The organism is Corallococcus sp. CA054B, from assembly GCF_003611625.1.
Classification (GTDB): Bacteria; Myxococcota; Myxococcia; order Myxococcales; family Myxococcaceae; genus Corallococcus; species Corallococcus coralloides.
Map to the genome: position 1 here is coordinate 1 of NZ_RAVY01000142.1, position 25,895 is coordinate 25,895.

25 protein-coding genes are annotated in these 25,895 nt (G+C 71.3%); 4 read left to right on the forward strand and 21 right to left on the reverse strand.

Translation table 11 applies throughout. The annotated features are described in order from the left end of the window. The 3 genes from D7V80_RS28425 to D7V80_RS28435 all read left to right on the forward strand — a co-directional run. A partial coding sequence (locus D7V80_RS28425) for an alpha/beta fold hydrolase (protein WP_233585802.1) occupies positions 1 to 857 on the forward strand: 857 nt, incomplete at its 5' end. A gap of 37 nt (positions 858 to 894) precedes the next feature. Next, positions 895 to 1,833 (forward strand): proline dehydrogenase family protein, encoded by a 939-nt coding sequence (locus D7V80_RS28430; RefSeq protein ID WP_120591145.1) that lies wholly within the window; start codon positions 895 to 897, stop codon positions 1,831 to 1,833. A gap of 3 nt (positions 1,834 to 1,836) precedes the next feature. After that, the gene (locus D7V80_RS28435) at positions 1,837 to 2,319 is read left to right on the forward strand and encodes a hypothetical protein (RefSeq protein WP_120591146.1); all 483 of its coding nucleotides are present in this window, start codon (positions 1,837 to 1,839) and stop codon (positions 2,317 to 2,319) included. A gap of 10 nt (positions 2,320 to 2,329) precedes the next feature. Here D7V80_RS28435 and D7V80_RS28440 read toward each other — a convergent pair whose 3' ends face one another. From D7V80_RS28440 to D7V80_RS28490, 11 genes are all read right to left on the reverse strand, one after another. Further along, complete coding sequence (locus D7V80_RS28440) at positions 2,330 to 4,123, reverse strand: thiamine pyrophosphate-requiring protein (protein WP_120591147.1); 1,794 nt, start codon at positions 4,121 to 4,123, stop codon at positions 2,330 to 2,332. Between the two features lie 93 nt (positions 4,124 to 4,216). Continuing rightward, entirely contained in the window at positions 4,217 to 4,561 is a 345-nt protein-coding gene (locus D7V80_RS28445; protein ID WP_120591148.1) for a monovalent cation/H(+) antiporter subunit G, read from the reverse strand. Then, positions 4,558 to 4,845: a monovalent cation/H+ antiporter complex subunit F gene (locus D7V80_RS28450; protein WP_120591149.1), complete on the reverse strand. Its 288-nt coding sequence runs from the start codon at positions 4,843 to 4,845 to the stop codon at positions 4,558 to 4,560. The genes D7V80_RS28445 and D7V80_RS28450 overlap by 4 nt, the downstream gene beginning before the upstream one ends. 14 nt (positions 4,846 to 4,859) lie before the next feature. Next, positions 4,860 to 5,357, reverse strand: a complete 498-nt coding sequence (locus D7V80_RS28455; protein WP_120591150.1) for a Na+/H+ antiporter subunit E — start codon at positions 5,355 to 5,357, stop codon at positions 4,860 to 4,862. Beyond that, positions 5,354 to 6,721: a complex I subunit 5 family protein gene (locus D7V80_RS28460; RefSeq protein WP_120591151.1), complete on the reverse strand. Its 1,368-nt coding sequence runs from the start codon at positions 6,719 to 6,721 to the stop codon at positions 5,354 to 5,356. Before D7V80_RS28460 ends, D7V80_RS28455 begins: the two co-directional genes overlap by 4 nt. Then, entirely contained in the window at positions 6,721 to 7,089 is a 369-nt protein-coding gene (locus D7V80_RS28465; protein WP_120591152.1) for a sodium:proton antiporter, read from the reverse strand. Before D7V80_RS28465 ends, D7V80_RS28460 begins: the two co-directional genes overlap by 1 nt. Continuing rightward, positions 7,086 to 7,529: an MnhB domain-containing protein gene (locus D7V80_RS28470; RefSeq protein ID WP_120591153.1), complete on the reverse strand. Its 444-nt coding sequence runs from the start codon at positions 7,527 to 7,529 to the stop codon at positions 7,086 to 7,088. The genes D7V80_RS28465 and D7V80_RS28470 overlap by 4 nt, the downstream gene beginning before the upstream one ends. After that, on the reverse strand, positions 7,526 to 9,808 hold the full coding sequence (gene mbhE, locus D7V80_RS28475; protein WP_120591154.1) for a hydrogen gas-evolving membrane-bound hydrogenase subunit E: 2,283 nt from the start codon (positions 9,806 to 9,808) through the stop codon (positions 7,526 to 7,528). The genes D7V80_RS28470 and mbhE overlap by 4 nt, the downstream gene beginning before the upstream one ends. Before the next feature lie 145 nt (positions 9,809 to 9,953). Then, positions 9,954 to 10,835 (reverse strand): AAA family ATPase, encoded by an 882-nt coding sequence (locus D7V80_RS28480; protein ID WP_120591155.1) that lies wholly within the window; start codon positions 10,833 to 10,835, stop codon positions 9,954 to 9,956. Positions 10,836 to 10,929: 94 nt separating this feature from the next. After that, complete coding sequence (locus tag D7V80_RS28485; RefSeq protein WP_120591156.1) at positions 10,930 to 13,878, reverse strand: FAD-binding and (Fe-S)-binding domain-containing protein; 2,949 nt, start codon at positions 13,876 to 13,878, stop codon at positions 10,930 to 10,932. Then, positions 13,875 to 15,002 (reverse strand): enolase C-terminal domain-like protein, encoded by a 1,128-nt coding sequence (locus tag D7V80_RS28490; protein WP_120591157.1) that lies wholly within the window; start codon positions 15,000 to 15,002, stop codon positions 13,875 to 13,877. Before D7V80_RS28490 ends, D7V80_RS28485 begins: the two co-directional genes overlap by 4 nt. 211 nt (positions 15,003 to 15,213) lie before the next feature. On the opposite strand from D7V80_RS28490, the gene D7V80_RS28495 reads away from it, so the two are divergent. Continuing rightward, positions 15,214 to 15,762 carry a hypothetical protein gene (locus D7V80_RS28495; protein WP_120591158.1) on the forward strand — a complete coding sequence of 183 codons (549 nt, stop codon included), beginning with the start codon at positions 15,214 to 15,216 and terminating at the stop codon, positions 15,760 to 15,762. A gap of 3 nt (positions 15,763 to 15,765) precedes the next feature. On the opposite strand, the gene D7V80_RS28500 is transcribed toward D7V80_RS28495, so the two are convergent. The 10 genes from D7V80_RS28500 to D7V80_RS28545 all read right to left on the reverse strand — a co-directional run. Next, the gene (locus D7V80_RS28500; RefSeq protein ID WP_233585804.1) at positions 15,766 to 16,170 is read right to left on the reverse strand and encodes a cytochrome C oxidase subunit IV family protein; all 405 of its coding nucleotides are present in this window, start codon (positions 16,168 to 16,170) and stop codon (positions 15,766 to 15,768) included. Positions 16,171 to 16,181: 11 nt separating this feature from the next. Continuing rightward, positions 16,182 to 16,811 carry a cytochrome c oxidase subunit 3 gene (locus tag D7V80_RS28505; protein WP_120591160.1) on the reverse strand — a complete coding sequence of 210 codons (630 nt, stop codon included), beginning with the start codon at positions 16,809 to 16,811 and terminating at the stop codon, positions 16,182 to 16,184. Continuing rightward, positions 16,801 to 18,408, reverse strand: a complete 1,608-nt coding sequence (locus D7V80_RS28510) for a cbb3-type cytochrome c oxidase subunit I (RefSeq protein WP_120591161.1) — start codon at positions 18,406 to 18,408, stop codon at positions 16,801 to 16,803. The genes D7V80_RS28505 and D7V80_RS28510 overlap by 11 nt, the downstream gene beginning before the upstream one ends. Beyond that, the gene (gene coxB, locus D7V80_RS28515) at positions 18,389 to 19,399 is read right to left on the reverse strand and encodes a cytochrome c oxidase subunit II (RefSeq protein WP_120591162.1); all 1,011 of its coding nucleotides are present in this window, start codon (positions 19,397 to 19,399) and stop codon (positions 18,389 to 18,391) included. The genes D7V80_RS28510 and coxB overlap by 20 nt, the downstream gene beginning before the upstream one ends. Then, the gene (locus tag D7V80_RS28520) at positions 19,396 to 19,755 is read right to left on the reverse strand and encodes a hypothetical protein (protein ID WP_120591163.1); all 360 of its coding nucleotides are present in this window, start codon (positions 19,753 to 19,755) and stop codon (positions 19,396 to 19,398) included. Before D7V80_RS28520 ends, coxB begins: the two co-directional genes overlap by 4 nt. Further along, positions 19,752 to 20,942 carry a hypothetical protein gene (locus D7V80_RS28525; RefSeq protein ID WP_120591164.1) on the reverse strand — a complete coding sequence of 397 codons (1,191 nt, stop codon included), beginning with the start codon at positions 20,940 to 20,942 and terminating at the stop codon, positions 19,752 to 19,754. Before D7V80_RS28525 ends, D7V80_RS28520 begins: the two co-directional genes overlap by 4 nt. Beyond that, positions 20,939 to 21,865, reverse strand: coding sequence for a cytochrome c (locus D7V80_RS43065; RefSeq protein WP_233585806.1), 927 nt, complete (start codon positions 21,863 to 21,865; stop codon positions 20,939 to 20,941). The genes D7V80_RS28525 and D7V80_RS43065 overlap by 4 nt, the downstream gene beginning before the upstream one ends. Beyond that, a complete protein-coding gene (locus D7V80_RS28535; protein ID WP_120591165.1) occupies positions 21,862 to 22,392 on the reverse strand; it encodes a DUF3341 domain-containing protein in 531 nt (176 codons plus the stop codon). The genes D7V80_RS43065 and D7V80_RS28535 overlap by 4 nt, the downstream gene beginning before the upstream one ends. Continuing rightward, a complete protein-coding gene (nrfD, locus tag D7V80_RS28540; RefSeq protein ID WP_120591166.1) occupies positions 22,389 to 23,813 on the reverse strand; it encodes an NrfD/PsrC family molybdoenzyme membrane anchor subunit in 1,425 nt (474 codons plus the stop codon). Before nrfD ends, D7V80_RS28535 begins: the two co-directional genes overlap by 4 nt. Further along, positions 23,810 to 25,895 (reverse strand): 4Fe-4S dicluster domain-containing protein (locus D7V80_RS28545; protein ID WP_120591169.1); only part of this gene is annotated, 2,086 nt, incomplete at its 5' end. The genes nrfD and D7V80_RS28545, both read right to left, overlap by 4 nt.

Genomic DNA, 25,895 nt, shown 5'->3' on the forward strand with positions numbered 1-25,895 from the left:
TCCCCGCCCCGCCCCGTCCGCCGCCGCAGGTGCCGGACGTGGAAGACATCCAGCGCGGCTATGAACGGCTGGACTGCGAGGAGCGCGCCGTCCGGGGCACGGCGGTGCGGCTGTTCACCTTCCCCGGGGGCAACAGGGATGTATCACGCACGGTGGTCTGTCTTCCGGGGCTGGGCGCCAGTGGCCGGTCGTTCGCGCCCATGGAGCCGCTGGCGGGAGCGTGGAACCTCTTGTTGTGGACGCCGCCGCTGAAGACGCCCGCGACGCATACCCCCCTGCAGTGGAACCTGTCGGTGCTCAACCACCCGGAGGCGGGGCTGCCGGAGCGCTTCGCGTTGATGGGGTCGTCCTACGGCAGCCTGCTGTCCATCGCGTATGCGTTGGAGCACCCGCAGCGGGTGAAGGCGCTGGTGCTGGTGTCGCCGGTGGCCAGCGTGCGCAAGGTGCGGCGGCTGGCGTTGTCGCTGTCCACGCTGGTGCGGGCGCCCCGGCCGCTGGCGTATGTGTTCGCGCCCACGGTGGCGCGGGTCATGGGAGGCCGGTGGCTGCCGGCGGAGGGGCGGGCCGAGATTGTCCGCGAGGCCCGGCGCATTTCTCCGCTGGAGATGATGCGGCGGCTGCGCGACATCCTGGCCGCGGACTTCCTGCACCGCCTGAGGGAGCTGCGCGTGCCCACGCTCATCATCGAGGGCGGCCGGGACCTGCTGGTGCCTCCGGCCGCCGCGCGCGACGTGGCGGCGCAGGTGCCGGGCGCCCGGCTGGAGTTCCTGGAGACGGCCAGTCACCTGCCGTACATGAGCCACCCGGAAGCGTTCAATGAACGCGTGTCCGACTTCCTGTCGCGGCACCCTGACTGAGCAGGCGTTATCTCTAGCTGTGGGGGAACACATCCACATGACCACGGCCGCAGACCAGCTGTCCCGCTCCGCGCTGTTGTTCCTGTCGCGTCAGTCCAACCTCAAGGACGTGGCCACGCGGCTCAAACCCTTCCGCCAGCTGGCGTCCCGCTTCATCGCGGGAGAGACGCTGGAGGAGGCGGTGGACGCGGTGAAGGCCCTCACGGCGAAGGGGCTGATGGCCAGCTTCGACCACCTCAACGAAGCGGTGCGCTCCCCTCCGGAGACTCGCGACGAGGTGAAACAGTACCTGCGGCTGCTGGCGCGCATCGACCAGGTGGGCGTCAAGGCCAACGTGTCGCTGAAGCTCACGCAGTGCGGTCTGTTGTTCGACCGGAACCTGGCGCTACACAACGCGCGGGCGGTGGTGGCGGACGCGACGGCGCGGGACTCGTTCGTGCGCGTGGACATGGAGGAGAGCGCCGTCACGCAGACGACCCTGGACATCGTGCGGGATTTGCACTCGGAGTTCGGTGAGCGGCACGTGGGCGCGGTGCTCCAGAGCTACCTGCGGCGCACGGAGGAGGACGCGAAGGCCCTGTGCGCCGAGCGCGTCCGCATCCGGCTGTGCAAGGGGGCCTACCTGGAGGGTCCCGACGTGGCCTTCCCGGACAAGACGGACGTGGACGCGAGCTTCGTGCGCTGCATGCGCATCCTCCTGGACAGCGGCGTGTATCACGGCATCGCCACGCATGACGAGCGGATGATTGACGCCACGCTCGCGTACGCCGCGCGTCAGCATCTGCCCAAGGGCGCCTTTGAATTCCAGATGCTGTATGGCATCCGGCGCGACCTCCAGGAGCAGCTGGTGAAGGACGGGCATCCGGTGCGTGTCTATGTCCCGTATGGGAAGCACTGGTATCCCTATTTCATGCGCCGGCTGGCGGAGCGTCCGGCCAACCTGTGGTTCGTGATGCGCAACCTGATGAAGGGGTAGGCCATGAGGAATCCATACGCCGCGGCCTATGTCGCCGGGGCCGTGGGCACCGGTGCGCTGGGATTGCTGGTCACCGTGCGCAATGCCTGGCTGGGCCATCCGCCGCCCTACGCCGCGCGCAACATCGCGCGGCACGTGCTGAGCCGGCTGTTCCGCCGGAAGCTGTCCCGGCACGAGGCGTCGCAGTGGGCCTTCGCGCTGCGCGCGGGCTATGGGCCCCTGCTGGGGATGGGCTGGGGCCTGGTGCGGGTGCGCACGGCGAAGTGGACCCTGCTGCACAGCGGCGTGCTGCTGGGCCTGGGGGTGCTGGCGTTCGAGCGCGCGGCCTTCCCCGTGTTCAAGGCGACGACGTTCGCGAACACCTGGTCGCGCGCGGAGCACGTCTGGCTGTTCGCGCAGACGGCCCTGTTCGGCGTGGTCACCGAGGCGACGATGCGCTGGCTGGTGAAGGAGGAGGAGCCCGCGCTCCAGGGGAGCGCGGGCTGAGGGCCTCCCGTCAGGACCTGCCGCCCTTGTGGGGAAGGAGGGTCTCCACCACTTCCTTCATGGACTGCTTGAGGAAGCCGCCCGCGTCCGCGTCGCCCTTCACCACGGCGGAGGCGAACATCTTCGCCTGCTCCACGGTGATGTGCGGCGGCAGGGGCGGCACGTCCGGGTCCGTATAGGCCTCGAAGACGACTGGCCGGTCCGCGGCCAGCGCCTCATCCCACGCGGCGGCGACGCGGTCCGGCCGGTCCACGCGGAGGCCCTTGAGGCCCAGGGACTCGGCGTACTTCGCGTAGGGGAAGTCCGGCAGGTCCTGCGACGCGGCGTACTTCGGGTCGCCGGCCATCACCCGCTGCTCCCACGTCACCTGGTTCAGGTCGCGGTTGTTGAGCACCAGGACGATGAGTCGCGGGTCCTTCCACTCCTTCCAGTACTTCGCCACGGTGATGAGCTCCGCGTTGCCGTTCATCTGCATGGCGCCGTCACCCACCACCGCGAGCACCGGGCGGTGCGGGAACGCGAACTTCGCGCCCAGGGCGTACGGCACGCCGCAGCCCATGGTGGCCAGGTTGCCGGACAGGGACGCCATCATCCCCTGGCGCACCTTCAGGTCGCGCGCGAACCAGTTGGTGGAGCTGCCCGAGTCCGCCGTGAGGATGACGTCCGCGGGCAGCTTCGGGGACAGCTCCCAGAACACGCGCTGCGGGTTGAGGGGGTTCGCGTCCGTCATGGCGCGCGCCTCCAGCACCTTCCACCAGCGCGCCACGCCCTTCTCCACGCCCTCGCGCCAGCTCCGGTCCTCCTTGCGCTTCAGCTGGGGGATGAGCGCGCGCAGCGTCTCCTTCGCGTCGCCGACCAGCCCCACCTCCATGGGGTGGCGGAGGGAGAGCATCCGGCCGTCCAGGTCGATTTGAACGCCGCGCGCCTGGCCCTCCGGCGGCAGGAACTCCGAGTAGGGGAAGCTGGTCCCCACCATCAGCAGCGTGTCGCACCCCTGCATCAGGTCCCAGCTGGGCTTCGTGCCCAACAGGCCAATGGAGCCCGTCACGAAGGGCAGCGCGTCCGGCAGCACCGCCTTGCCCAGCAGCGCCTTGGCGACGCCCGCGCCCAGCCGGTCCGCGACCTCCACCACCTCGTCCGCGGCGTTCAGGGCGCCCGCGCCCACCAGCATCGCCACCCTCTGGCCGGCGTTGAGGACGTCCGCGGCGCGGCGCAGGTCCACGTCGTGGGGAATCACCCGCGGGGACGCGTAGCCCACGCTGGAGTGCACGGTGCCGTGCTTGCGCGCGGGCGGCTCGTAGGGCAGCTCCTGCAGGTCGTTGGGCAACACCAGACACGTCACCGTGCGCTCGCACCGGGCGATGCGCACGGCGCGGTCCAGCGCGTGGCGGACGGCGGAGGGCGCGGTCACCATGGTGACGTACTCGCTGGCCACGTCCTTGAAGAGCGTGGTGAGGTCCACCTCCTGCTGGTAGTGCCCGCCCAGCGCCGTGCGGGCCTGCTGGCCGACGATGGCCACCACGGGCTGGTGGTCCAGCTTCGCGTCGTAGAGGCCGTTGAGCAGGTGGACGGCCCCCGGGCCGGAGGTGGCCATGCACACGCCCACCTCGCCGGTGAACTTCGCGTGCGCGCAGGCGGCGAAGGCGGCCATCTCCTCGTGGCGGACCTGCACGAACTTCATCTCGGAGTTGCGCCCCAGCGCGCCCAGCACGCCGTTGATGCCGTCGCCCGGGTAGCCATAGATGCGGCGCACGCCCCACTGGATGAGGCGGTAGACGAGGTAGTCGCTGACGGTGGCGCTCATGCGCATCAAGCTAGTGACCGGGGTGCGCCCTGGAGCCCGGGGGCACCCGGGTGCCCGTTCCGCCCTCCCGTGGGGAGGCCTGCGTGCAGGCGGCTACTGCCGCCCGGGGCCCTCCGGCCCGTTCCGGTGCCGCCGGGCCTTGTCGTGGGCGAGCTCCGGCCGCTTCTCCGCCAGCCAGGCGATGGCGTGGGCGGAGCTGGGGATGGTGAGCATCAGGAACGCGGCGACGAGCAGCCCTCGCAGGAGGAGCCAGCCGTCCTCCGTCGCCAGCGTGGCGCCGATGATGACCAGCGCCCCTCCGAAGGGCACCGCGCCCGCCGCGTGCACGCGCGTGAGCACCGAGGGCAGCCGGTAGATGCCGATGGTGGCGGCGGTGATGAAGAGCAGGCCCAGCGCCACCAGCGCGTTGGACACCCACTGCACCAGGGTGGACATCATCGGGTGTCCTCCTCGTCGTGGAAGGTGCGGCCATGGTGCAGGAAGCGGGCGCCGGCCACGGTCTGCACGTAGGAGAGCAGGGCCAGCACCAGGGCCGCGTCCAGGTAGCCGGCCTCGCCGCGGATGGCGCCGTACAGCCCCAGCACCGCGCAGATGAGCAGGCCCAGGGTGTCCACGGACATGAGCATGTCCGCCGAGGAGCGCTGACGCGAGGCCAGCAGCACCATGGCGCCCAGCAGGCCCACCATCCACACGATGGCCAGGGTGAAGAAGGTCTCGTGCATCGCCGGCCACCTCCCTACGGAAACACCGCGCGCTGGTAGCGCTGGTAGAAGTTGTCCTGCTGGCGGATCAGCTTGTCCGGATCCGACGCGTCCAGCGCGTGCATGCGCATCACGCGCCTCTCCCAGTCCAGCTCCAGCAGCACCGTGCCCGGGGCCAGGGACATGGCCCACGAGGACACCTGCACGCCGCGCGGAGTGCGCTCGCCCATGGGGACCTCCACCACGCCCGCGAGGTCCGCCCGGTCCATGGGGCCGAAGATGATCTTGAGCACATGGACGCAGCTGCGCGTCACCAGCACGACCAGGGCCCAGCCGAAGCGGGGCAGGTACAGCGTGCGGCGCCATTGCTCGCGAGCCGTCAGGACCGGCGGCAGGATGGCCAGGGGGAACAGGCGCATCACCCCCAGGGCCAGCACCGCGCCCAGCGTGAGGTCCACCGGGTGGAAGCTGCCCACCATCAGCGCGTACAGCAGCGCCAGGGACAGCATGTGCACCAGGGTGCGTGGGCTCATGGCAGCGTCCCCAGGCCCTGGATGGCGTCACGTCCGGCGCGCAAGAGCGGCTCCGGCCAGAGCCCCACGATGATGAGCGCCAGGGACAGCGCGTACACCACGGCTCCCGTGCCCCGGTGCAGGGCCGCGCCCTCCCTCAACCACCGCTCGCGCTGGTAGGCGCGGAAGAGGGCCAGCAGCGACAGGGCGCTCGCCGCCACCACCAGCCCCGCGAGCCAGGCATGCCCCTGCTCCAGCGCCGCTCGCAAGAGCCAGGCCTTGGCCCAGAAGCCCGCGGTGGGTGGCACTCCCGCCGTGCTGAAGGCCGCCACCGAGTAGGCCCTGCGCGCGCGCTCACCGCCCCGGTCCTGCGCCAGGAACAGCGCCGTCTTGTCCACGGAGCCCGCCAGCGCCAGCGCCACCGCCGCGCACAGGCCCTCGCGGCCCTCCAGGCTCAGCGCGGCGATGATGAGCCCCGCGTGCGAGATGGACGCGTACGCGAGCACCTCGCGCGTGTCCCGCCGGGAGAGCGCGAGAATGGAGCCGTAGAGGATGCTCGTCGCGCCCAGGATTTCCAGCAGCGGCCGGGCCTGCTCCAGCACCTGCGGCAGCACGTCCACGCCGAAGCGCAGGAGCCCATAGCTGCCGATGTTCGCCAGCGCCCCCGCGAGCAGCGCCGCCACCGTGGGGCCCGCGTCCCGGTACACCGCGGGCGCCCAGAAGTGGAACGGGAAGAAGCCCAGCTTCACCCCGAACGCGCAGAGCAGCAGCGTGCCCGGCACCAGCAGCGCGAACGGCTCCCCCGCCTGTCCCCACGCGATGATGGACAGCATGTCCAGCGTGCCGGTGGTCAGGTACAGCATCACCACCGCCGTGAGGAACAGCGAGGACCCCATCAGGTTCACCACCACGAAGGTGAACGCGGCGCGCAGGTTCCGGGCCCGCTCGCCGTACGACGCCAGCGCGAAGGCGGACGTCATCGCCAGCTCGAAGAAGACGTAGAAGTTGAACGCGTCCGACGTGAAGAACACCCCCGTGAGCCCCGCGCCCATGAAGACCACCAGCGCGGGGAAGCTGCGCGACGTGATGCCTCCGGCCACGTGCTCGTACACGAGCGTGCCCAGGAGCACCGCCGTGGACACCAGCGCGAACACGATGGACAGCTGATCCGCGCGCAGGCGGATGCCCACGCCCACCGGCCAGTCCCCCGTGACGAACTGGGGCGCCTGCGCGCTCCAGGCCTGGGGCAACAGCCACGCCGTGCACCCGAGCGTGCCCGCGAGCCCCGCGATGGCCAGCCACGCCACCCACGCGCGGCGTCCATCCAGGAACGCCAGCACCGTGCCCAGCACCCACGGCAGGAGCAGCGGACCCCAGAGTGGCATCAGCGGCCCCCCTCCTTCTCCACGGCGTGCGCGCGCTGGAGCTCCGCTTCCACCAGCCGGTCCGTGCGCAACGAGCCGTGCGCCCGCTGCGTGCGGTGCACCAGCGTGAGCAGCAGCGCGGACACCGCGAAGCCGATGACGATGGCCGTGAGCGCCAGCGACTGGAGCACCGGGTCCGTCACCGGCCCGCCATCGTGCACACTCAGCGCCTCGCCCCGCTCCTGGAAGGAGCCCGCGAGGATGAGCAGGACGCTGGAGTTGGTGATGAGCACCGTGCCGCACGCCACGCGCACCAGCTCGCGCTCCAGCACCATGCGCACGCCGCACGCGAACAGCAGGCCCACCACCAGGGACGCGATGAGGATCATGGCCCGGACTCCTCCTCCGAACCGGTGCGCAGGGCGAAGCGGTCGATGACGGTGACCACCAGCCCGAAGACGATGAGCATCAGCCCTCCCTCGAAGATGAGCGCGGTGTGCAGGTGGAGGCCTCCCACGCCCAGCGCCGGTTGGTCCGGACGGGGGAAGAGGCTCATGGGCGTGTAGCCCGCGAGCACCGGCAGGAACGCGGTGCCCACCACGAGCAAGAGCCCCACGCCCGCCAGCGGGGCCGCGTAGCGCACCGCCACGTACCGCCGGGCCTGGTCCCGGCCCACCACCACGTACTGGAGCAGCACCGCGAGCCCCGCGAGCGCTCCGGCCGGGAAGCCGCCGCCCACCGACGCGCCGCCCTTCATCCAGAGCGAGAGCGCGATGATCAACGACGGCCACAGCAGGAGGCGCGACAGGGGTGGGACGAAGGAGATCATCGCTTCCCTCTCAGGCGCAAGAGACTGGTGACGCCCAGCAGCGCCGCGACCACCACGGTCATCTCGCCCACGGTGTCCAGGCCCCGGAAGTCCGTGAGCACCGCGGCGACGACGTTGGGCGAGTGCGCGGCCTCCGCCAGCTGCACCGTGAGCGCGCCCACGCGCTCGGTATGGAGATGGGACAGGGCGCTCCAGCTCAGGAGGAAGGCGCTCGCGCCCGCGACTCCCGCGGCCAGGCGGTCGCGTCCGCGGGGTTTCTGGGCCTCGTGCTGGGCGCGCTCGAGGCGGTCGCGGGGGAGGAGGGCCAGCAGGCCCGCGAAGAGCAACGTGAAGACGGTCTCCACCAGCACGGAGGTGAGGGCCACGTCGGGCGCGGCGGCGAAGGCGAACACCATGGCCAGGCTGAAGCCCACGCAGGAGATGAGCAGCACCAGCCGCAGGTGGCCCTTCGCGCGCAGCGTGGCCAGCGCGGCGGCGGACGCGAAGGCGAGCGCCATCACCAGCGTGATGTCCGCCCACCCCACGGCGCCCACCTTGAAGCGGTCGCGCAGCGGCGTCACGCCCAGCACCGCCATGCCCAGGAGGCCCGTGGGCACCAGCACGGACGCCACGCGGTCACGCAGGTCGCGCACCTCCTTCTCGTGCAGCCACGTGGACAGCCGGTCCAGTTGGAGCAGCAGCAGGCGGTAGCCCCGCTCGGCGCCCACGCGGGACGCGCCTTCCATCAGGCGGGAGAGCGCGGGCGTCCAGGCACGGCGGGTGGCGAACAGCGCCGCGCCCAGGATCCAGGCCCCCACCGCGAGCAGGTTCTCCGCGCGCGTGTCCAGGTGGTACGCGAGCTCCAGCGTGGAGGGCTCGCCGAGCATCGCCTCCGCGGCGGCGCGGGAGGGCGCGACCAGGAGCCCCGGCAGCACGCCGCCCAGGAGGATGGCCGCGGCGAGCACGACCACGGGGGCCACCAGCAGGCGCGGGGCCGCGGGCACGTCCTGGCGCGGTCCTCCGAAGAGGCCCCACCACAGGCGCAGGGTGTACGCGAGCGTCATGCCCGCGCCCACGAGCCCGGCCGCCATGAACGCGGGGCCCTCCTTCGCGAGCGCGTGGAAGAAGACCTCGTCCTTGAAGAAGCCCAGGGTGAGGGGCAGCGCGGCGAGCCCCGCCGCCGCGACGGCGCTGGCGCCCGCGAGCACGGGGAGCGAGTGGCGCAGGCCTCCGACCTCCGACAGCTTCTTCTTCCCGGTGACCTGGGTGACGGCGCCCGCGGTGAGGAAGAGGGCGGCCTTGCACGGCGCGTGGGCCGCCACGTAGAGCGGCGCGCCTTCGGAGCCCAGCGCCACCAGCACCAGCGCGTAGCCGTACTGCGCGATGGTGGAGTACGCGAGCAGGCGCTTGAACGGATCCGCCACCAGGGCCATCAGGCTGCCCATGCCCATGGACAGGAAGCCGATGGCGAGCAGGCCGTGGCGCACGTCCGTGGCGGGGGCGAACAGGGGGTAGAGGCGCTGGAGGAGGAAGACGCCCGCGGCGACCATCGCGGCCGAGTGCAGGTACGAGGACACGGGCGTGGGCGCGGCCATGGCGCGAGGCAGCCAGAAGTGGAACGGCACCTGCGCGCTCTTGCCCAGCGCGCCCACGGCCAGACACACCAGGGCGCCGGTGGACGCGGGGGACTGCGCGGCGCGCTCGAAGACGAGCGGCAGGGAGAAGGTGCCGTACTGGAGGCCCAGCGTCATGGCGCCCGCGAAGAAGACGACGGAGGTGGCGCCGGTGAGCACGAGCGACAGGAGCGCGGCGGCGCGCGACTCGGGGTCCTCGCGGTCGAAGCCGATGAGCAGGTAGGAGATGATGGTGGTGAGGTCCAGCGCCACGAAGAGCAGCAGCAGGTCATCCACGGTGACGAGCAGCACCATGGCGGCCATGAACGCGAGAATGAGCCCCTGGAAGCGCACCTCGTCGCGGGCGGGGCGGCCCTCCTCGTGGAGGTGGTGCGGCATGTACGCGCGCGAGTACAGGACCACGAGCGCGCCGATGCCGAGCGCCATCGCGGCATAGAGGCCGGACAGGCCGTCGCGCGTGAACTCCAGCGACAGGCCCCAGGAGGGGGCCCAGGGGAGCACGAGGCGGGTGGGTGCCTGCGTCGTCCATTCGTAGACCAGCGCCCCCATCGCGGCGAGCGCGCCCAGGGCGCCCATCCACGCGGCGGCCCCCGGGCGCCACCGGCCCGCGACATAGGCAAGGGGTGCGCACGCCAGGGCCAGGAGGATGGGCAGGAGGAGGGGCATGGGCGAAGAGGCCCACGTTAGAGGTGGCCCGCCGACGCAGGCACACAACCGTCAGCCCTCCGCGCGGAGCGTCACCCCGAGGTCGTTCGTGGAGCCGGAGTCGTGCGATGGTGGACACAGCCCGGCCTGCTTCGAGGGCCCGGTGCTACAGCGTGTCCAGCAGCTCCCGGCACTCGCGCCGCCAGTGGAGCGCGGTGGCGGGCACGGGCTGCACGCGCACGGAGCCGTCCGCGGGCTCTCGCGACAACAGGCGCACCTCTTCCGGGCGCACGTGCTCCAGCAGGTCCGGCGAGTGCGTGGCCAGCACCACCTGCACCGGCGTGCCTCCCGTGGACTCACCTCGCGTCATGGCGCGCAGCAGCTCCAGCACCTCGCGCACCAGGCCCGGGTGCAGGGCGCGCTCCGGCTCGTCCAGCGTGAGCAGCTCCGGCAACGGGCGCTGGTAGGGCAGCACCAGGAACGCGAGCAGCCACAGCACCCCGTCCGACACGTAGTCGGGGCCGAACCAGACGTCCGGACTCCAGCGGTCGCGGAAGCGCAGCCGGAAGGAGCGGTCCTCCAGGTCGCGCGCCACGTCCACCTCCGACAGCGACGGCACCCGCCGGGCCAGCTCCTTGGAGATGACCTCCCGCGTGGACATGGGCAGCGCCGCGAAGACGCTCGCGAGGTTGCCGCCCTTGCGCTCCAGCCACGTCGCCTTCGCGGACGAGCCCCCCTCGCGCAGCGCCTCCATGCTCAGCGACAGCTGCTGCGTGGAGTGCCCCTGGCCGGGCAAGGTGTCCATCACGCTGAACGGATACTCCACGCGCGTGCGGTCACCGCGCGCGTACGTCCATTCGATGGAGAGCGGGCGGGACTCATCCCGCCGCCAGAAGTCCGAAGGCTCGTACGCGAGCTGGTGCTGGAGCCCCTCCAACATGGCGGTCTTCCCCGACGCGGAGGGTCCCACCAGGACGGTCAATGGCTCCAAGGCAAGCTGCACGCGAAGCAGGCACCGGTAGTGCTCGAAGCGGACGGAGGCAATCACGGCCAGAAGCCTAACGGCCTCCCCCCAGGGGCCGTCCATGGCTCGCGTCGGACCCATGCCCCAACGGAGGGTGTCCGCCACGCCCTCCAGGCGGTCAGGCCCTTCCCCGGCGCAGCGCCTTTTGAAGCACCTGCGCCAGATGCAGCGGCCCGCGCCCCGTGGCCTGGCGGATCTGCTCCCGGCAGCTGAAGCCATCCGCGATGAGCAGCGTGTCACCCGGCGCCTCGCGCACCCTGGGCAGGAGGACCCGCTCCCCGCAGGCCTGGGACACCGCGTACTTGTCGCGCTCGTAGCCGAACGCGCCCGCCATGCCGCAGCAGCCCGAGTCCGGCTTCTCCCAGTCCAGCCCCGTGCGGTCCAGCCACTTCCGCTCGTCGTGGAACTTCATCACCGCCTGGTGGTGGCAGTGCGCCTGCACCAGCGCCTTCCCCTCCAGCCTGGGAAGCTCGAAGTCCGGCGCCCGCTGCTGCAACAGCTCACTCAACACGTAGGTCTGTGCCGCCAGCCGCTTCGCGTCCTCGTCATGCGGGAAGAGGCCCCGCAGCTCGTCGCGGAAGACCGCCGCGCAGCTGGGCTCCAGCAGCACGAAGGGGGTGCCCGCGCGGATCTCCTCGCGGAAGCGCGTCAGCGTGTGCCGCAGGAACGCCTTCGCCGTGTCCAGCATCCCGTAGTCGTAGAGCGGCCGGCCGCAGCAGACGAAGCCCTGGGGCACGCGCACCTCGAAGCCCGCCGCCTCCAGCACCTCCAGCGCCGCGGAGGCCGTGTCCGCCTGGAAGTAGTTGTTGAAGGTGTCCGGGAAGAGCACCACCGGGCCTCGCGGCCCCACCGCCGCGCGCCTGTTTCGCACGCGCCTCTGGAAGGGCTTCGCGTCGAAGCGGGGAATCTCCCGCGCGGGATGCACGCCCGCGACCGCCTTCGCCAGCGTCCGCAGCCCCGGCGCGTGCGTGATGAAGTTCGCCAGCCACGGCACGCGTCCGCCCACGCGGGCCCAGAACATCACCAGGCCCAGGGCATACGCGTGCAGGGGGCGCAGGCGGCCCCGGTAGTGGTGGCTGAGGAACTCCGCCTTGTACGTGGCCATGTCCACGTTCACCGGGCAGTCGGACTTGCAGCCCTTGCACGCGAGGCACAGGTCCAGCGCCTCCTTCACTTGAGGGCTCCTCCAGCCCTTCCCCACCACGTCGCCGCGCAGCATCTCGAAGAGCAGGTGCGCGCGGCCGCGCGTGGAGTGCTTCTCCTCGTGCGTCACCATGTAGCTGGGGCACATGGTGCCGCCTTCGGTGCGCCGGCACTTGCCCACGCCCACGCAGCGCGTGGTGGCGCGCGAGAAGCTGCCCTGGTCCTCCGGGAACTGGAAGTGCGTGCGCGGCTCGGCGGGGGCGTAGCGCGGGCCCAGGCGCAGGTTCTCGTCCAGCCGGTACGGGTCCACCACCTTGTGCGGGTTCATCCCGCACTCCGGGTTCCACAGCCGCTTGAACTCCCCGAAGGCGCGCACCAGGTCCTCGCCGAACATCCTCGGCAGCAGCTCCGCGCGGGACTGGCCGTCGCCGTGCTCGCCGGACAGCGAGCCTCCGTGACGCACCACCAGGTCCGCCGCCTCCTCCACGAAGCGGCGGTAGTGGGCGATGCCCTCGCGCGTGCGCAGCTCGAAGCTGATGCGGCAGTGCAGGCAGCCCTGGCCGAAGTGGCCGTAGAGCGAGGCTTGATAGTTGAAGCGGTCCAGCAGCCCTCGGAAGTCTCGCAGGTACAGGCCCATGCGCTCGGGTGGCACCGCCGAGTCCTCCCACCCCGGCCATCCGTCCGGCTCCCCCGGGATGAACGCCGTGGCGCCCAGGCCGGACTCGCGCACCTCCCAGATGAGCTCCTCCTGGGCCTTGTCGTCATAGAGGCGCATGGACGGCGCGTGTCCCCTCGCCACCAGCCGGTCCATCAGCGCGTGTGCCTTCCCGTCCGACTCCGCCTTGGAGTCCCCGCCGAACTCCACCACCAGCCAGCCCTCGCCTTCCGGCAGCAGCGGCAGGTCCTCGACGTGCAGGTGCTTGCGCTTCATCCCGTCAATGAGCTTCCCGTCCATTCCCTCCAGGCCGATGGGCCCCGCGTCCACCACCTCCGGGACGTCGTCCCCGGCGCGGAACACGTCCGGGTAGCCCAGCACCAGCAGGGAGCGGGCCTTCGGCTCCGGCACCAGGTTCAGCGTGGCCTCCAGCACGGTGACGCAGGTGCCCTCGGTGCCCACCAGGGCGCGTGCGACGTGGAAGCCGTTCTCCGGGAGCAGCTCGTCCAGGTTGAAGCCGGACACGCGGCGGGGGATGCGCGGGTATCTGGCGCGGATGCGGTCGGCGTAGCGGTCGCGCAGCGCCTTCATGCCCCGGTAGAGTTCGCCCACGCGGCCGGGCTCGCGCATCAGGCGCGCCAGCTCCGCGTCGGACGTGCGGCCCACGCGCAGGCGCACGCCGTCGTAGGTGAGGACGTCCAGGGACTCGGTGTTGTCCTCCACGCGGCCGGCCATCTGCGCGTGCGCGCCGCAGGAGTTGTTGCCGAGCATCCCGCCCAGCGTGCAGCGGTTGTGGGTGGCGGGGTCCGGGCCGAAGGTGAGGCCGTAACGCTTCACGGCTTCCGTGCGGAGCACGTCCAGCACCGTGCCGGGCTGCACGCGGGCGAGCCGCCGCTCGGGGTCGATGTGCAGCACGCGGTCCAGGTGCCGGGAGAAGTCCAGCACCACCGCCACGTTGCACGTCTGGCCCGCGAGCGCGGTGCCGCCGCCCCGGGACGTCAGGGGCGCGCCGAACTTCCGGCACAGGCGCACCGTCTCCACCACGTCCTCCACGGTGCGTGGGCACACCACGCCCAGCGGCACCTGCCGGTAGTTGGACGCGTCCGTGGCGTACAGCGCGCGTTCGCCCGCGTCGAAGCGCACGTCGCCTCTCAGCCGGCGGCGCAGCGCGTGCTCCAGGCCCGCCACATCCACGGCCCTCCGCTCGCGCGAGGCGGCGGCACGGGGGCGGCGCACGTGGCGCAGGGTGTCCAGGAAGGTCGTTGTCATGTGGAGGTCCCCACGGCGAAGCGGGCGGCGTCCGCCCGTTTGAGCTCCAGCCCGAGTCCAGGCCGGGACAGGTCCGGCGCCATCGCGCCAGCCATGGGCAGCGGGACGCCGTCGAAGAGCATCTGTTCCAGCCGCGCGTGGTCGTGGAAGTACTCCACGTGCACCAACCGCCGCGCGGCGCAGGCCACGTGCAGGTGCAGGGCCGGGGCGCAGTGCGCGGACAGGGGGACGTGGAAGGCGTCCGCCAGCGCGTCCGCCTGGAGGAAGCCGGTGAGGCCCAGGCACCGCGTGGCGTCCGCCTGGAGCACGTCCACCGCGCCCGCCTCCAGCATGCGGAGGAAGTACGGGCCGCTGTCGCCGTACTCGCCCGCGGCGACGTCCAGGCCCGCGGGCCCGCTGTCGCGCACGAGGCGCAGGCCGGCCAGGTCGTCGCTGGAGACGGGCTCCTCGAACCAGGACACGCCGGCCTCGCGGAAGTCCCGCGCCAACGCCAGCGCCTGCTTCACGGTGTACGCGCCATTGGCGTCCACGAAGAGGGAGGGCCCGGGCCCCAGGGCTTCACGCGCGCCGCGCACGCGAGCGGGGTCGGCGTCCGCATGGGTGCCCACCTTCATCTTCACGCGAGGGATGCCCGCGTCCGCCCAGCCCGTGAGCTGCGTCTGGAGCTGCCGGTCCGTGTAGCTGGTGAAGCCGCCGCTGCCGTAGACGGGCGCGGCGGAGCGGGCCAGGCCGAACAGCCGGGCGAGCGGCACGCCCAGCAGCTTCGCCTTCAGGTCCCAGAGCGAGGTGTCCACGGCGGACAGTGCCCGGGCAGCGAGGCCGCGTGAGCCTGCGTTGCGGACCCGGTGCAGGAGCGACGCCATCCGCGCCGGGAGGTTCCAGGCGTCCGCGCCCACGAGCAGCGGAACGAGCATGTCGCGGATCAACGCGGCGCCGGCCGCATGCGCATAGGTGTAGCCCAATCCGCGCTGGCCTCCGGCCACGGGCTCCACGAGCACCAGCGTGGTGGACGTCCAGGCGAAGGTGCCGTCGGACTCCGGCTGGTCCGTGGGCACGGTGTACGCGGAGACATCGACCCGCTCGATGGGCGCGGCGGCGCTGTCACGGCAGGGGGAAGACAGCATCGTGTTCCTTCGGGCCCGAAGGCCAGACGGCTTCACGGTGAAGCTAGGCGCTGGGTGCGGGATGGCAGCACGGAGGGACGTCTCGCATGCACGCTGTCCGGGACTTCCCTCGGGCGCTCCATGAGCACCGACCCGCTTCGCGGCGGGCCGTTCCTAGATTGAGGGGGAGGGTCTCGGCCGCTCGCCGGAGGGACCGCTCGGGAGGATGGGCATGAGCAAGCGGAAGCGGACCCGGACGGTGGACGCGGCGGTGGAGGCCTGGAACATCGTGCGCGATGTCGTGCTCCCTGGAGCGCTCGCGGGAACGCTGGGCGCCTTCGCGATGGCGGTGCTCGCCTGCGCGTTCTCGGGCGTGCTGCAAGGCGCCCCCTGGAGGCCAGCGCTTCTCGTCGCGGGGCTGTTCTTCCGCGATGGCACGGCTCAAGGATTCGGAGGGGTGCTGCTCGGACTGTTCATCCACGTCGCCGTGGCGGGCGGGCTGGCCACGGGCTTCGCGATGTTGCTGCCACGCCGGGGAACCGCTGTCGCGGCGCTCTGCCTGGGGGTGCTCTACGGCATGGGCCTGTGGGCGGTGATGACCCGGCTGATGATCCCCTTCGCCTCGCCACCCCTCTCGCGCGAGGCCCCTTCCGCGATGCTGTTCCTCCTGCACATCGCATTCGGCGCGGCGCTCGGCACGGTGCCCGCCGCACGCGACGTCCTCACCCGCATGGATCGGCTGCGACGCCAACTCCAGCTCTTGAAGGCCGCCCCACCCTGACGCTCAGGGATCCCGGGGCCCCGCGGGCTCCGGTGGCCTCGCGCTCCTCGGGTCCTCCATCGCTCCCGGCAGCGCCTCCACCGCGAACGGACCCGGCGGAATCGTGGGACGGAAGCGCGTGCGCGTCTCCAAGATGCACACCGCCAGCAGCACCGCCACGAACACCACCGACGTGAGCAGCACCAGCCCGTTGCTCGCTCGCTGCTCGCGCAGGTGCATGTAGAACAGGGCGATCAACAGCCCCTTCGCTCCCGCGATGAGCAGCGCCACCGGCAGCGACCAGGCTCCGTGCGGCAACTTGTGCAGCCCGTATGTCAGCGCCGTCAACGCGAGCAGCACCCCGCCCACGATCAGCACGCCGGCCACCCCCAGCTGACGCTCCGGCTTCTCCACCGCGTCCTCGGTCACGGGCCCGCTCCTCATGACAGGTACAGGATGGGATAGACGAACAGCCAGACGACATCCACCAGGTGCCAGTACATGCCGCCCAGCTCCACCGGCGTCGCGTACCCCGCTCCGAACGTCCCCGCCGCGGACCGCACTCCCAGCACCGTCAACACCCCCACGCCCACCGTCACGTGCAGCGCGTGGATGCCCGTCAGCAGGTAGTACAGCGTGAAGAAGAGGCCCGCGCCCACGCGCGGCACCTCCGTGAACCGGTACGCGTCTCCCGGCAACCCGCCCTCCTTCACGTGGTGCGCGTACTCCACGCCCTTCACCGCCAGGAACACGACGCCCAACAGCGCCGCCGCCAGCAGCAACGCCCCGCCCAGCCCTGGCCTGTCGCCCCGCACCGCGTGCACCGCGAGCGCCACCACGATGCTGCTCGTCACCAGGATGAACGTGTTCAGCGTGCCCAACCCCACGTCCATCGTGAGCTGCGCCGCGCGGAACACCTCCGGGTACACCGAGCGGTACACGCCATAGGCCGTGAACAACCCCGCGAACAGCAACACCTCCGTCGCGATGAAGACCCACATGCCCAGGTACGCCGCCTGCCGGCGCGCGCCCTCGGAGCCCCAGTGCTCCGTCACGGCCTCAGGCGGCATGCGGCACCTCCTCGCTCGCGTACTCGTGCGGACCGGTGGGGTACTCGGGCGGTGTGGAGAAGTTGTGCGTGGGTGGCGGGGAGGCGCTCCTCCACTCGAAGCCCTCGCTGCCCCAGGGGTTGGCTCCCGCGACGGCGCCATACCGCAGGCTCCACGCCAGATACCCCGCGATGGCCAGGAACCCGAACGCCAGCAGTGACGCGCCCGCCGTGGACGCCACGTGCAGCGATTGGAAGTGCGGCGGATAGTCCGCGTACCGCCTGGGCATCCCCAGGTTCCCCAAGAGGAACTGCGGCACGAACGTGGCGATGAAGCCGAAGATGATCAACACCGCCGCGCCGTTGGCCAGCTTCGCCGGGAAGCACCTCCCGGACATCTTCGGGAACCAGTAGTGCAGCGCCGCCAGGAAGGCCATCACCGTCGCCCCCACCATGATGAAGTGGAAGTGCGCCACCACCGAGTACGTGTCGTGCCAGTGCAGGTTCAACGACGTGGTCGAGTACGCCACGCCAATCATCCCCCCGAAGAAGAGGAAGAACATGAACCCCAACGTGTAGAGGAGCGGCGACTCCAGCGCGATGGAGCCCCGGTAGAGCGTGCCCAGCCAGGAGAAGATTTTTATCGCCGTGAAGATGGCCACCAGCATCGACATCGCGCCGAACGCGCCGGAGCCGAAAGTCGACTGGCCGGACGCGAACATGTGGTGGCCCCAGGTGAAGAACCCCACGAACGCGATGCCCAGCGTGGAATACACAATCATCCGGTAGCTGAAGGCGTTCTTGCGGCTGAAGGCACACACCGCCTCGCTGATGACGCCCATGGACGGCAGCACCATGATGTAGACGGCCGGGTGGCTGTAGAACCAGAACAGGTGCTGGAAGAGCAGCGGGTCGCCTCCGCGCGCGGGGTCGAAGATGCCCGCGCCCACCACCCGCTCCAGCGCCACCAGCAGCAGCACCATGCCCAGCACCGGCGTCGCCAGCACCTGGATGATGGATGTGCCGTAGATGGCCCAGACGAACAGCGGCAGCTTCATCCACGTCAGGCCCGGCGCGCGCAGCGTGTGCACCGTGGCGATGAAGTTGAGCCCGGTCAGGATGGTGGAGAACCCGATGATGAACACGCCCATCAGCACCGGCAGCACCGCCGTGCCCGTGGTCGTGCTGTAGGGCGTGTAGAAGGTCCAGCCCGTGTCCGCGCCACCCTCGAACATGCCCCACAGCGTGACGCTGGCCCCCAGCACATAGAGATACACGGACGCCAGGTTGAGCCGGGGGAAGGCCACGTCCCTGGCGCCAATCATCAGCGGCACCAGGAAGTTGCCGAAGGCGGACGGGATGGCCGGAATCATGAACAGCCACACCATGGTGACGCCGTGGAGCGTGAACATCCGGTTGTACGCCAGGTGCCCCATGATGGTGCGGCCGGGTGTCAGCAGCTCGATGCGCAGCGCCAGCGCGAACAGGCCGCCCACGAGGAAGAAGAAGAGCGTCAGCCCGAGGAACATCACCCCGATGCGCTTGTGGTCGTGCGTCGTGAGCCACGACCACACGGTGCGTCCGTCCGTCAGGTAGGACTCAGCGGCCGGTGGGGACATAGACGGGCTCCTCGGCCGCGGTGACTCCCGGGCGCGTGGGACGCAGGGACTTGATGAACTCCACGAGCGCTCCGGAGTCCTCCGCGCTCAGCCGGCCGTGGTAGCCCGGCATCACGGGCGCGTAGCCGGCCACCACCTTCGCCAGGGGGTCCATCATGGACTCGGTGAGGTACGCCTCGTCCGCGAGCACCGCGCCCCCGCCCTCCAGCGGCTCCTGCCTGCCGTACAGCCCCAGCCACGTGGGCCCGATGTGCGGCGCGCCCGTCACCGTGTGGCATTGCAGGCAGCCCTGCGCCGCGGCGATGCGCTCGCCCCGGACGGCCATGGGCTCCGCGGCCACGGGGAGGTTGCGGCGCTGCGCGTCCTGCCATGCCTCGAAGTCCGAGGGCGGCAGCACCACCACCTCGCCGCGCATCTGCGAGTGGTCCATCCCGCAGTACTCCGCGCACAGCACCTGGTGCCGGCCGGGCTTCGGGGCTTCGAACCAGAGGTCGGTGTAGCGGCCGGGGATCGCGTCCCGCTTCATGCGGAAGTCCGGCACGTAGAAGGAATGGATGACGTCCCGCGACGTGAGGAGCAGCCGCACGGGCCGGCCCGCGGGCACCACCAGCGTGTCGATGGCGCTGGGGCCTCCGGGGTAGGTGAACTTCCACATCCACTGCTTGCCGGTGACGTACACGTCCAGCGCGTCCTGGGGCGGGCTCATCACCCAGACGAACTGCTTGAAGCCCAGAACGAACCAGAGCAGGAACAGCGACAGCGGCACGCCGATGAACAGCGCCTCCAGCCACGTGGGCGCCAACACTCGGGGCGTGGGGTCCGACGCCGTGCGCCGGCGGTAGCGCACGAGGAAGACGAGGCCGACAGTGCCAATGCCCGCCCCCACCGCCAGCGTGGTGAGCAGTAGGACGTAGTGCAGGTGATCCACCTTCACTGCGAAGGTGGAGCCCTGCTCCGGCAGGAAGAAGAGGCGGCGCAGCAGCTCGTTCATCGCGCGCCCCCTTCACTTTCGGAGAGCAGCTGCCGCATGGCCGCGTCGATGGGTTGGTGGATGACGCCCGCGTCCACGTCCACCCAGCCGTAGCCATCCAGCCGCTCGCGCTGCCGTGTCTTCAGTTCGTCCGCGCGCCGGTCCAGCGAGAACGGGGCCTGGTCGAGCATGCCCACCTGAAGGGTGCTCGGGGGCAAGGGGAGGGGGCGCTCGGAGTCGGGACGCCAGAGGATCCACAGACTCCAGGCCGCGACGCTGGCCGCCGCGAGCAGCGCCAGCGCCACGGCCCCGACGCGCAGCAGCCACGCGGTGGGCAGCCGCTCCAGCTCCGGAGGCGGTGGACGGGCTTCGCTCATGGCGGGCGCACCTGGAGCGAGTGGACGAGGTAGGGATCCGCCACGGGCACGGGGTAGCTGCCGCGCGCGAGCCAGAGGGCCGCCGCCACGGACAGCCCGCCCACGCCCAGCCACGCGGTGAGCGCCGTCCAGGGGATGGAGACGCGCTCCGGTGAGAGCGAGGGGAACAGCAGCCACGCCACGTCCACGGCGTGCATCGCGAGCAGCCACAGCGCCACGGCCCCCAGCACCCGCGGGCGCGACTTGAGCTCGCGCGACAGGAGCAGGGCGAAGGGGATGACGAAGTGGCCCAGCACCAGCACGAGCGACAGCGCGCCCCAGCCGTCCTCCAGGCGGACGCGGTACCAGCCCACCTCTTCGGGCAGGGCGGCGATCCACATGAGCATGAACTGCGAATAGGCGATGTAGGCCCAGAAGCAGACGAAGGCGAACAGCAGCGTGCCCAGCCGGTGGTAGTGGCCCGGAGACAGCAGGCTGCCGAAGTGCTGGGTGTCGCGAGTGGCCGCGCCCGCGATGATCATCAAGGCCAGCGCGCCCACGAACGCACCGGAGAAGACGTGGACGGCATAGACGGTGGACTGCCACGTCGCCTCCAGCGACATCATCCAGTCCAGCGTCATGAAGGAGAACGTGAGGCCCAGCGCGGGCAGCGAGCCCCCGCCCAGCCGCCGCTGCCACAGCGTCCAGCGCACGTCGCCCGTCGCGTCCTGGCGCACGGACCAGCGGTGCAGCAGGTGGCTCACGAGCCCCCAGGTGACGAAGTACAGCGCCGCGCGCACCAGGAAGAAGGGCACGTTGTTGTAGAGCCGCCGGTGTTCGAGCACGTGCAGCGTGTGCTCGCCCAGGTCCGCGGACGGCGAGACCCACGGGTACAGGTGCCGCATTCCCAGCGCGAGGGGCACGAACAGCACCAGGAACAGCGGCGCGGTGGCGGCGCAGACCTCCAGCGCGCGACGCAGCACCACGGGCCAGCGCGCCTTCGACGCGTGGAAGGTGGCGAGCAGCAGCAGCGCACCCAGACACAGGCCCAGCCAGTAGGTGAAGCCGAAGAGGTAGCCCGCCAGGGCCTGACGCACGTCGAGGAAGGCACCGATGGCGGTGGCCGCGAGGCCCAGGACACCGAGCACCGCGCTGATGCCCAGCGCGCGCTGTCCGCCCTCGAAGCGAGGGAGCACGGGAGAGGTCATCGCGCGCCAACCTCCTTGCGCAGCCGTGCCTGCACGTCGAGCGGCGCGGCGGTGAGCGGTGCGCGCTGGCTGCGGCCCAGGGCACGTAGGTACGCGACCACGGCCCAGCGTTCGTGGGGCGTGAGCTGGGGCCCGTATGCGGGCATCACGCCGAAGCCCTCGGAGATGACCGCGAAGTAGAAGCCCGGCGGGTGCGGCAGGTCTCCGGTCGTGGAGCGCTCGTTGAGACGTCCTTCCATCGCGAGGCCTCGTGGCCCCACGAGCGCCGCCTGCCGCGCCGCCGCCGCGTCCGCGTCGCCTACCGTCACGCGCCCACTCCCGGATCCAGGCTCCACACGGGACGCCGCCCATGCCCGGGGCCAGCCCGCATCGCTCGTCCAGGAGACCGAGGCTCCAGGCCGCCCCGCATCGGCCGTGTCCCTCACGGCGCCCCACCCGTCCACCCGCTGGGGCAGCGGGAACGCTCCGGGCCCCACCCTCGCGGTCACGGCCTGCGCGCCGGTGTACGGGGCTTCGCCCTCCACGACGCCGTAGACCACCTGGCTCGCATGGTCGTGCGGCACGAACAGCCCGGGCGGCCGGCGCTGCGGCATCTTCCTGGCCACGACGGCGTCTCCGTCTCCCGTCAGCCCGTGGCACACCGCGCACCAGGTCTCATAGGCCGTGCGCCCCTCCTCCAGCAGCTGCCGGGTCAGCGGCTCCGGCACGGCCTGGAGCCAACGCCCCTCCGCCGTGAGGCCCTGCTCCTCCCGCGTGCGCCACTCCCGCGCCACCGTCCCCGGCACCAGGGGCCGCATGGCCCGGCCGTCCTCGAAGAACCCGCTCGCACCGAACGCCTCCGCTCGCGGCTGCGACGCCATTGGATCCGTGTCGTCGCACGCGGCCATGCCGCCCAGCAGCGCCAGGAGCGTCCAACGCTTCATCGCGCTCCCTCCGCCACCACCGACACCTGCCGCGCTCCCAGCTCGCGCAGCGCCGCCTCCACCCTTGGCGCGTCCTCCCCGTCCACCGCCACGCTCGCCCAGAAGCCATCCACGGACGCGCTGCGGAAGGACTCCACGTCGAACACCGGGTGCGTCACGTGCGGGAAGCCGAAGAGCACCATCAACGCGCCGAACACCGTCAGCGCCGCGCTCAGCACGCCCAGCTCGAACGTGATGGGCAGGTTCGTGGGCACGCTGTGCAGCGGCCGGCCTCCCACGTCCAACGGATAGTCCACCGCGTTCGTGAACCACTGGGTCACGTACGCGAACGCCGCGCCTCCCAGCCCCGCCCCCAACGTCAGCAATGGCAGCCACGAGCGCTTCAGCCCCAGCGCCTCGAACGTCTCCTCCACCGGGAACGGCGTGTGCGCGTCCAGCTGCTCGAAGCCCTTCGCGCGCAGGTCCTTCAGCGCGGCCACCAGCGCGTCACTGGACGCGAACTCCCCCAGCACCCAGTGGCGGCTCATGGCGCACCGCCTGGCCGGGTGCCCTGCTCACGCCGGAACTGGAGCGACGCGTCCACTTCGCGCTGGAGCTCCTTCATCTCGCTCACCGACACGGCCGGCACGAACTTCAGGAACAGCAGGAACGCCGTGCCGAAGAACGCCACCGTGCCGCCCAGCAGGCTCCAGTCCACCCACGTGGGCCGGTACGCCGCCCAGGACGACGGCAGGAAGTCCATGCTCAACGACGCCACCACGATGAGGAAGCGCTCCGTCCACATCCCCACGTTGATGAGCAGCGCCGCCACCCACAGCACCCCCACGTTCGTGCGCAGCCGGGGGAACCAGAACAGCTGCGGCACCAGCACGTTGCAGAACACCTGCATCCAGAACAGCGGCGCGTACGGCCCGAAGAACTCCGCCTCCGTGGCGTGCATCTCGAAGGGGTTCCCGCTGAACCAGGCGAAGAAGTGCTCCTGGATGTAGCCGTAGGTCACCATCCATCCCGTGGCCATCAGCACCTTCGCCATGTTGTCCAGGTGCAGCGGCGTCACCACGTGCTCGATGCCCAGCGCCTTGCGCGCCGGAATCAGCAGCGTGAGCACCAGCGCGAAGCCGCTGAACACCGCGCCCGCGACGAAGTACGGCGGGAAGATGGTCGTGTGCCAGCCCGGCAGCTGCGCCACCGCGAAGTCGAAGGACACGATGGTGTGCACGCTCACCACCAGCGGCGTGGCCAGCCCCGCCAGCAGCAGGTAGCCCGTGCGCCACTGCCGCCAGTGCTTCGCGGAGCCCCTCCACCCCAGGCTCGCCAGCCCGTACCAGAAGCGCGCCCGGGGCGTCCTCGCCGTGTCGCGCGCCGTGGCCAGGTCTGGAATCAGCCCCACGTACCAGAACAGCAGCGACACCGTGAGGTACGTCCCCACCGCCGCGATGTCCCACGTGAGCGGCGAGCGGAACTGCGGCCAGGCCCTCAGGCTGCTGGGATAGGGCACCAGCCAGTAGAACTTCCACGGCCGCCCCAGGTGCAGCAGCGGAAAGAGCCCCGCGCACGTCACCGCGAAGAGCGTCATCGCCTCCGCGAAGCGGTTGATGGACCCGCGCCACTTCTCCTGGAACAGCAGCAGGATGGCGCTGATGAGCGTCCCCGCGTGGCCGATACCGATCCACCACACGAAGTTCGTGATGCCGAACGCCCACGCCACCGGGATGTTGTTGCCCCACGTCCCCACGCCCACGAAGAGCGTGACGCCCACCGCCACCGCCAGCACCGCCGTCCCGGCCAGCCCCAACCCCAGCAGCGCCCACCAGGTCCGGCCCGCGGGGCGGTGCACGAAGGCCAGCAGCGACTCGCTGTAGGCGCGGTCGGAGTGGCGCCCCTCCAAGAGGGGGTGCTCGGTGAGCGGATCTCCGGGCGCGGGCACCTGCGGGTCGGCCGTGCTCATGCGCCTCCCTTCGGCGCCGGGTTCTTCAGGCGCACCAGGTGCACCGTGCGCGGCCGGGTGCCCAGCGTGTTGAGCAGCTTGTAGTGCCTGGGGTCCTCGTGCTTCCGGCGCACCTCTGACTCCGGCACGCGCAGGTCCCCGAAGGTGATGGCCTCCGTGGGGCAGGCCTGCTGGCAGGCGGTGCGGACCTCGCCTTCACGCACGTCCCGGTGCGCCGAGCGCGCGACGGTCCTCGCCCGTTCGATGCGCTGCACGCAGTACGTGCACTTCTCCATCACCCCGCGCGAGCGCACCGTCACGTCCGGGTTCTGGCGCAGGCGCGTGAGGGGCTCGCGCTGCTGGTACTCCAGGTAGTTGAAGCGGCGGACCTTGTAGGGACAGTTGTTGGAGCAGTACCGCGTGCCGATGCAGCGGTTGTAGACCATCTGGTTGAGGCCCTCGTCCGAGTGGACGGTGGCGTTCACCGGGCACACGTATTCGCAGGGCGCGGCCTCGCAGTGCACGCACGCCACGGGCTGGGTGATGAAGCCCGGGTCGTCCGGGTCGCCCAGGAAGTAACGGTCGATGCGCAGCCAGTGCATCTCCCGGCTCTTGAGCACACCCTCGCGCCCCACCACCGGCACGTTGTTCTCCGTCTGGCAGGCCACCATGCACGCGCTGCACCCCGTGCACCGGTGCAGGTCGATGGCCATGGCCCACTGGTGGCGGTTGCTCTTCAAGAGCGCGTTGGGCGGGTAGAGCCGCTCACCGTCCTCCTGGAGGGAGTGGAGCGCCTGGGGCTTCGCGCGGAAGGACGCCTGCGGGAGCTGGAGCGCCAGCTGGCGGCCCTCCATGCTCCAGTGTTCCTGCGTGAGCGCCAGCGCGTGATGGCGGCCCGTGCGGGCGATGCTCACGGTGGTGCCGCCCCACGGCCGGGACTGGAGCCGCAGCGCATTCGCGTTGACGCCCACGCCCTGGCCTACGGGCCCGACGCGCTCGCGGCCGTGGCCCAGCGCCAACGTCACCGTGTCGTCCGGCTGACCGGGGAGCACCAGCACGGGCACCTCCACCGCCCGGCCCAGCAGCTCGATGCGCGCGACGTCCCCCTTCTCCAGCGACAGGGCCCGCGCGGTGGCTGGGGAGAGCAGCGCCGCGTTGTCCCAGGTGAGCTTCGTCACCGGGTCCGGCAGCTCCTGGAGCCACGCGTTGCCCGCGAAGCGTCCGTCGTACAGCCGCGAGTCCAGCACCAGGGACAGCTCCAATCCCTTGGGCGTTTCCCACAGGTAGCTCGCGCGGGCCTCTGCTCGGAGGTCCGGCGCATCCCCGATGACCCGGGGGGGCCCCAACCCCGCGACCTCCCGCGCGTCGCGCATCACCTCGGCTTCGTTCAGCACGGCTCGCGCGGGCGGGGCCTGGGTGCCGGAGATGACGCCGTCCGCGAGCCACGTCTCCCAGCGCGCCTCGAAGTCCGGCGGTGAACCCACGCGTTCCCGCCACAGGGACTTGAGCAGCTCGTAAGGGCTCCGCGACTCCAGGCCCGCGAAGACGGACAGGAGCTCCACCTCGGAGACCGCGCCGGGGAACAGGGGCGCGATGAGCGGTTGCAGCACGGACGCGGTGCCGTCGGGTGCCCGGCCGTCGCGCCAGGACTCGAAGGGGTGCGTCGCGGGGACGAAGGTGGGGCAGAGCGCCGCCGTCTCGTCCTCGTGGAGGCCGTGGTACAGGCGGAAGGGGACACGTTCCAGCTGGCGCGCGAAGTCCGATTCCACCATCGCGGTCCAGGCCGGGTTCCACGCAGTGATGATCAGCGTGTCCACCCGCCCATTGAACATCTCCCCCATGAGCGAGCTCAGCGCTTCCGGATCCCCATCCGGGAGCGCCACGGGCTCGATCAGCCGGGGCGTGTTGCCCAGCGCCTCGTCCATCGCGAACGCCAGCTCATGCACCAGCGGCGGCTGGCGCGGGCCCACCGTCACCCGTCCCATCCCCCGGTGCGCGACCAGGTCCCGCGCCGCGCCACGCACCCAGGCGCGCTGCGCATCCGTGAGCGCGGTCGGTGGTACGCGCAGGCTCGCGAGCCCCGAGGCCAACGCGCTCCCGCCC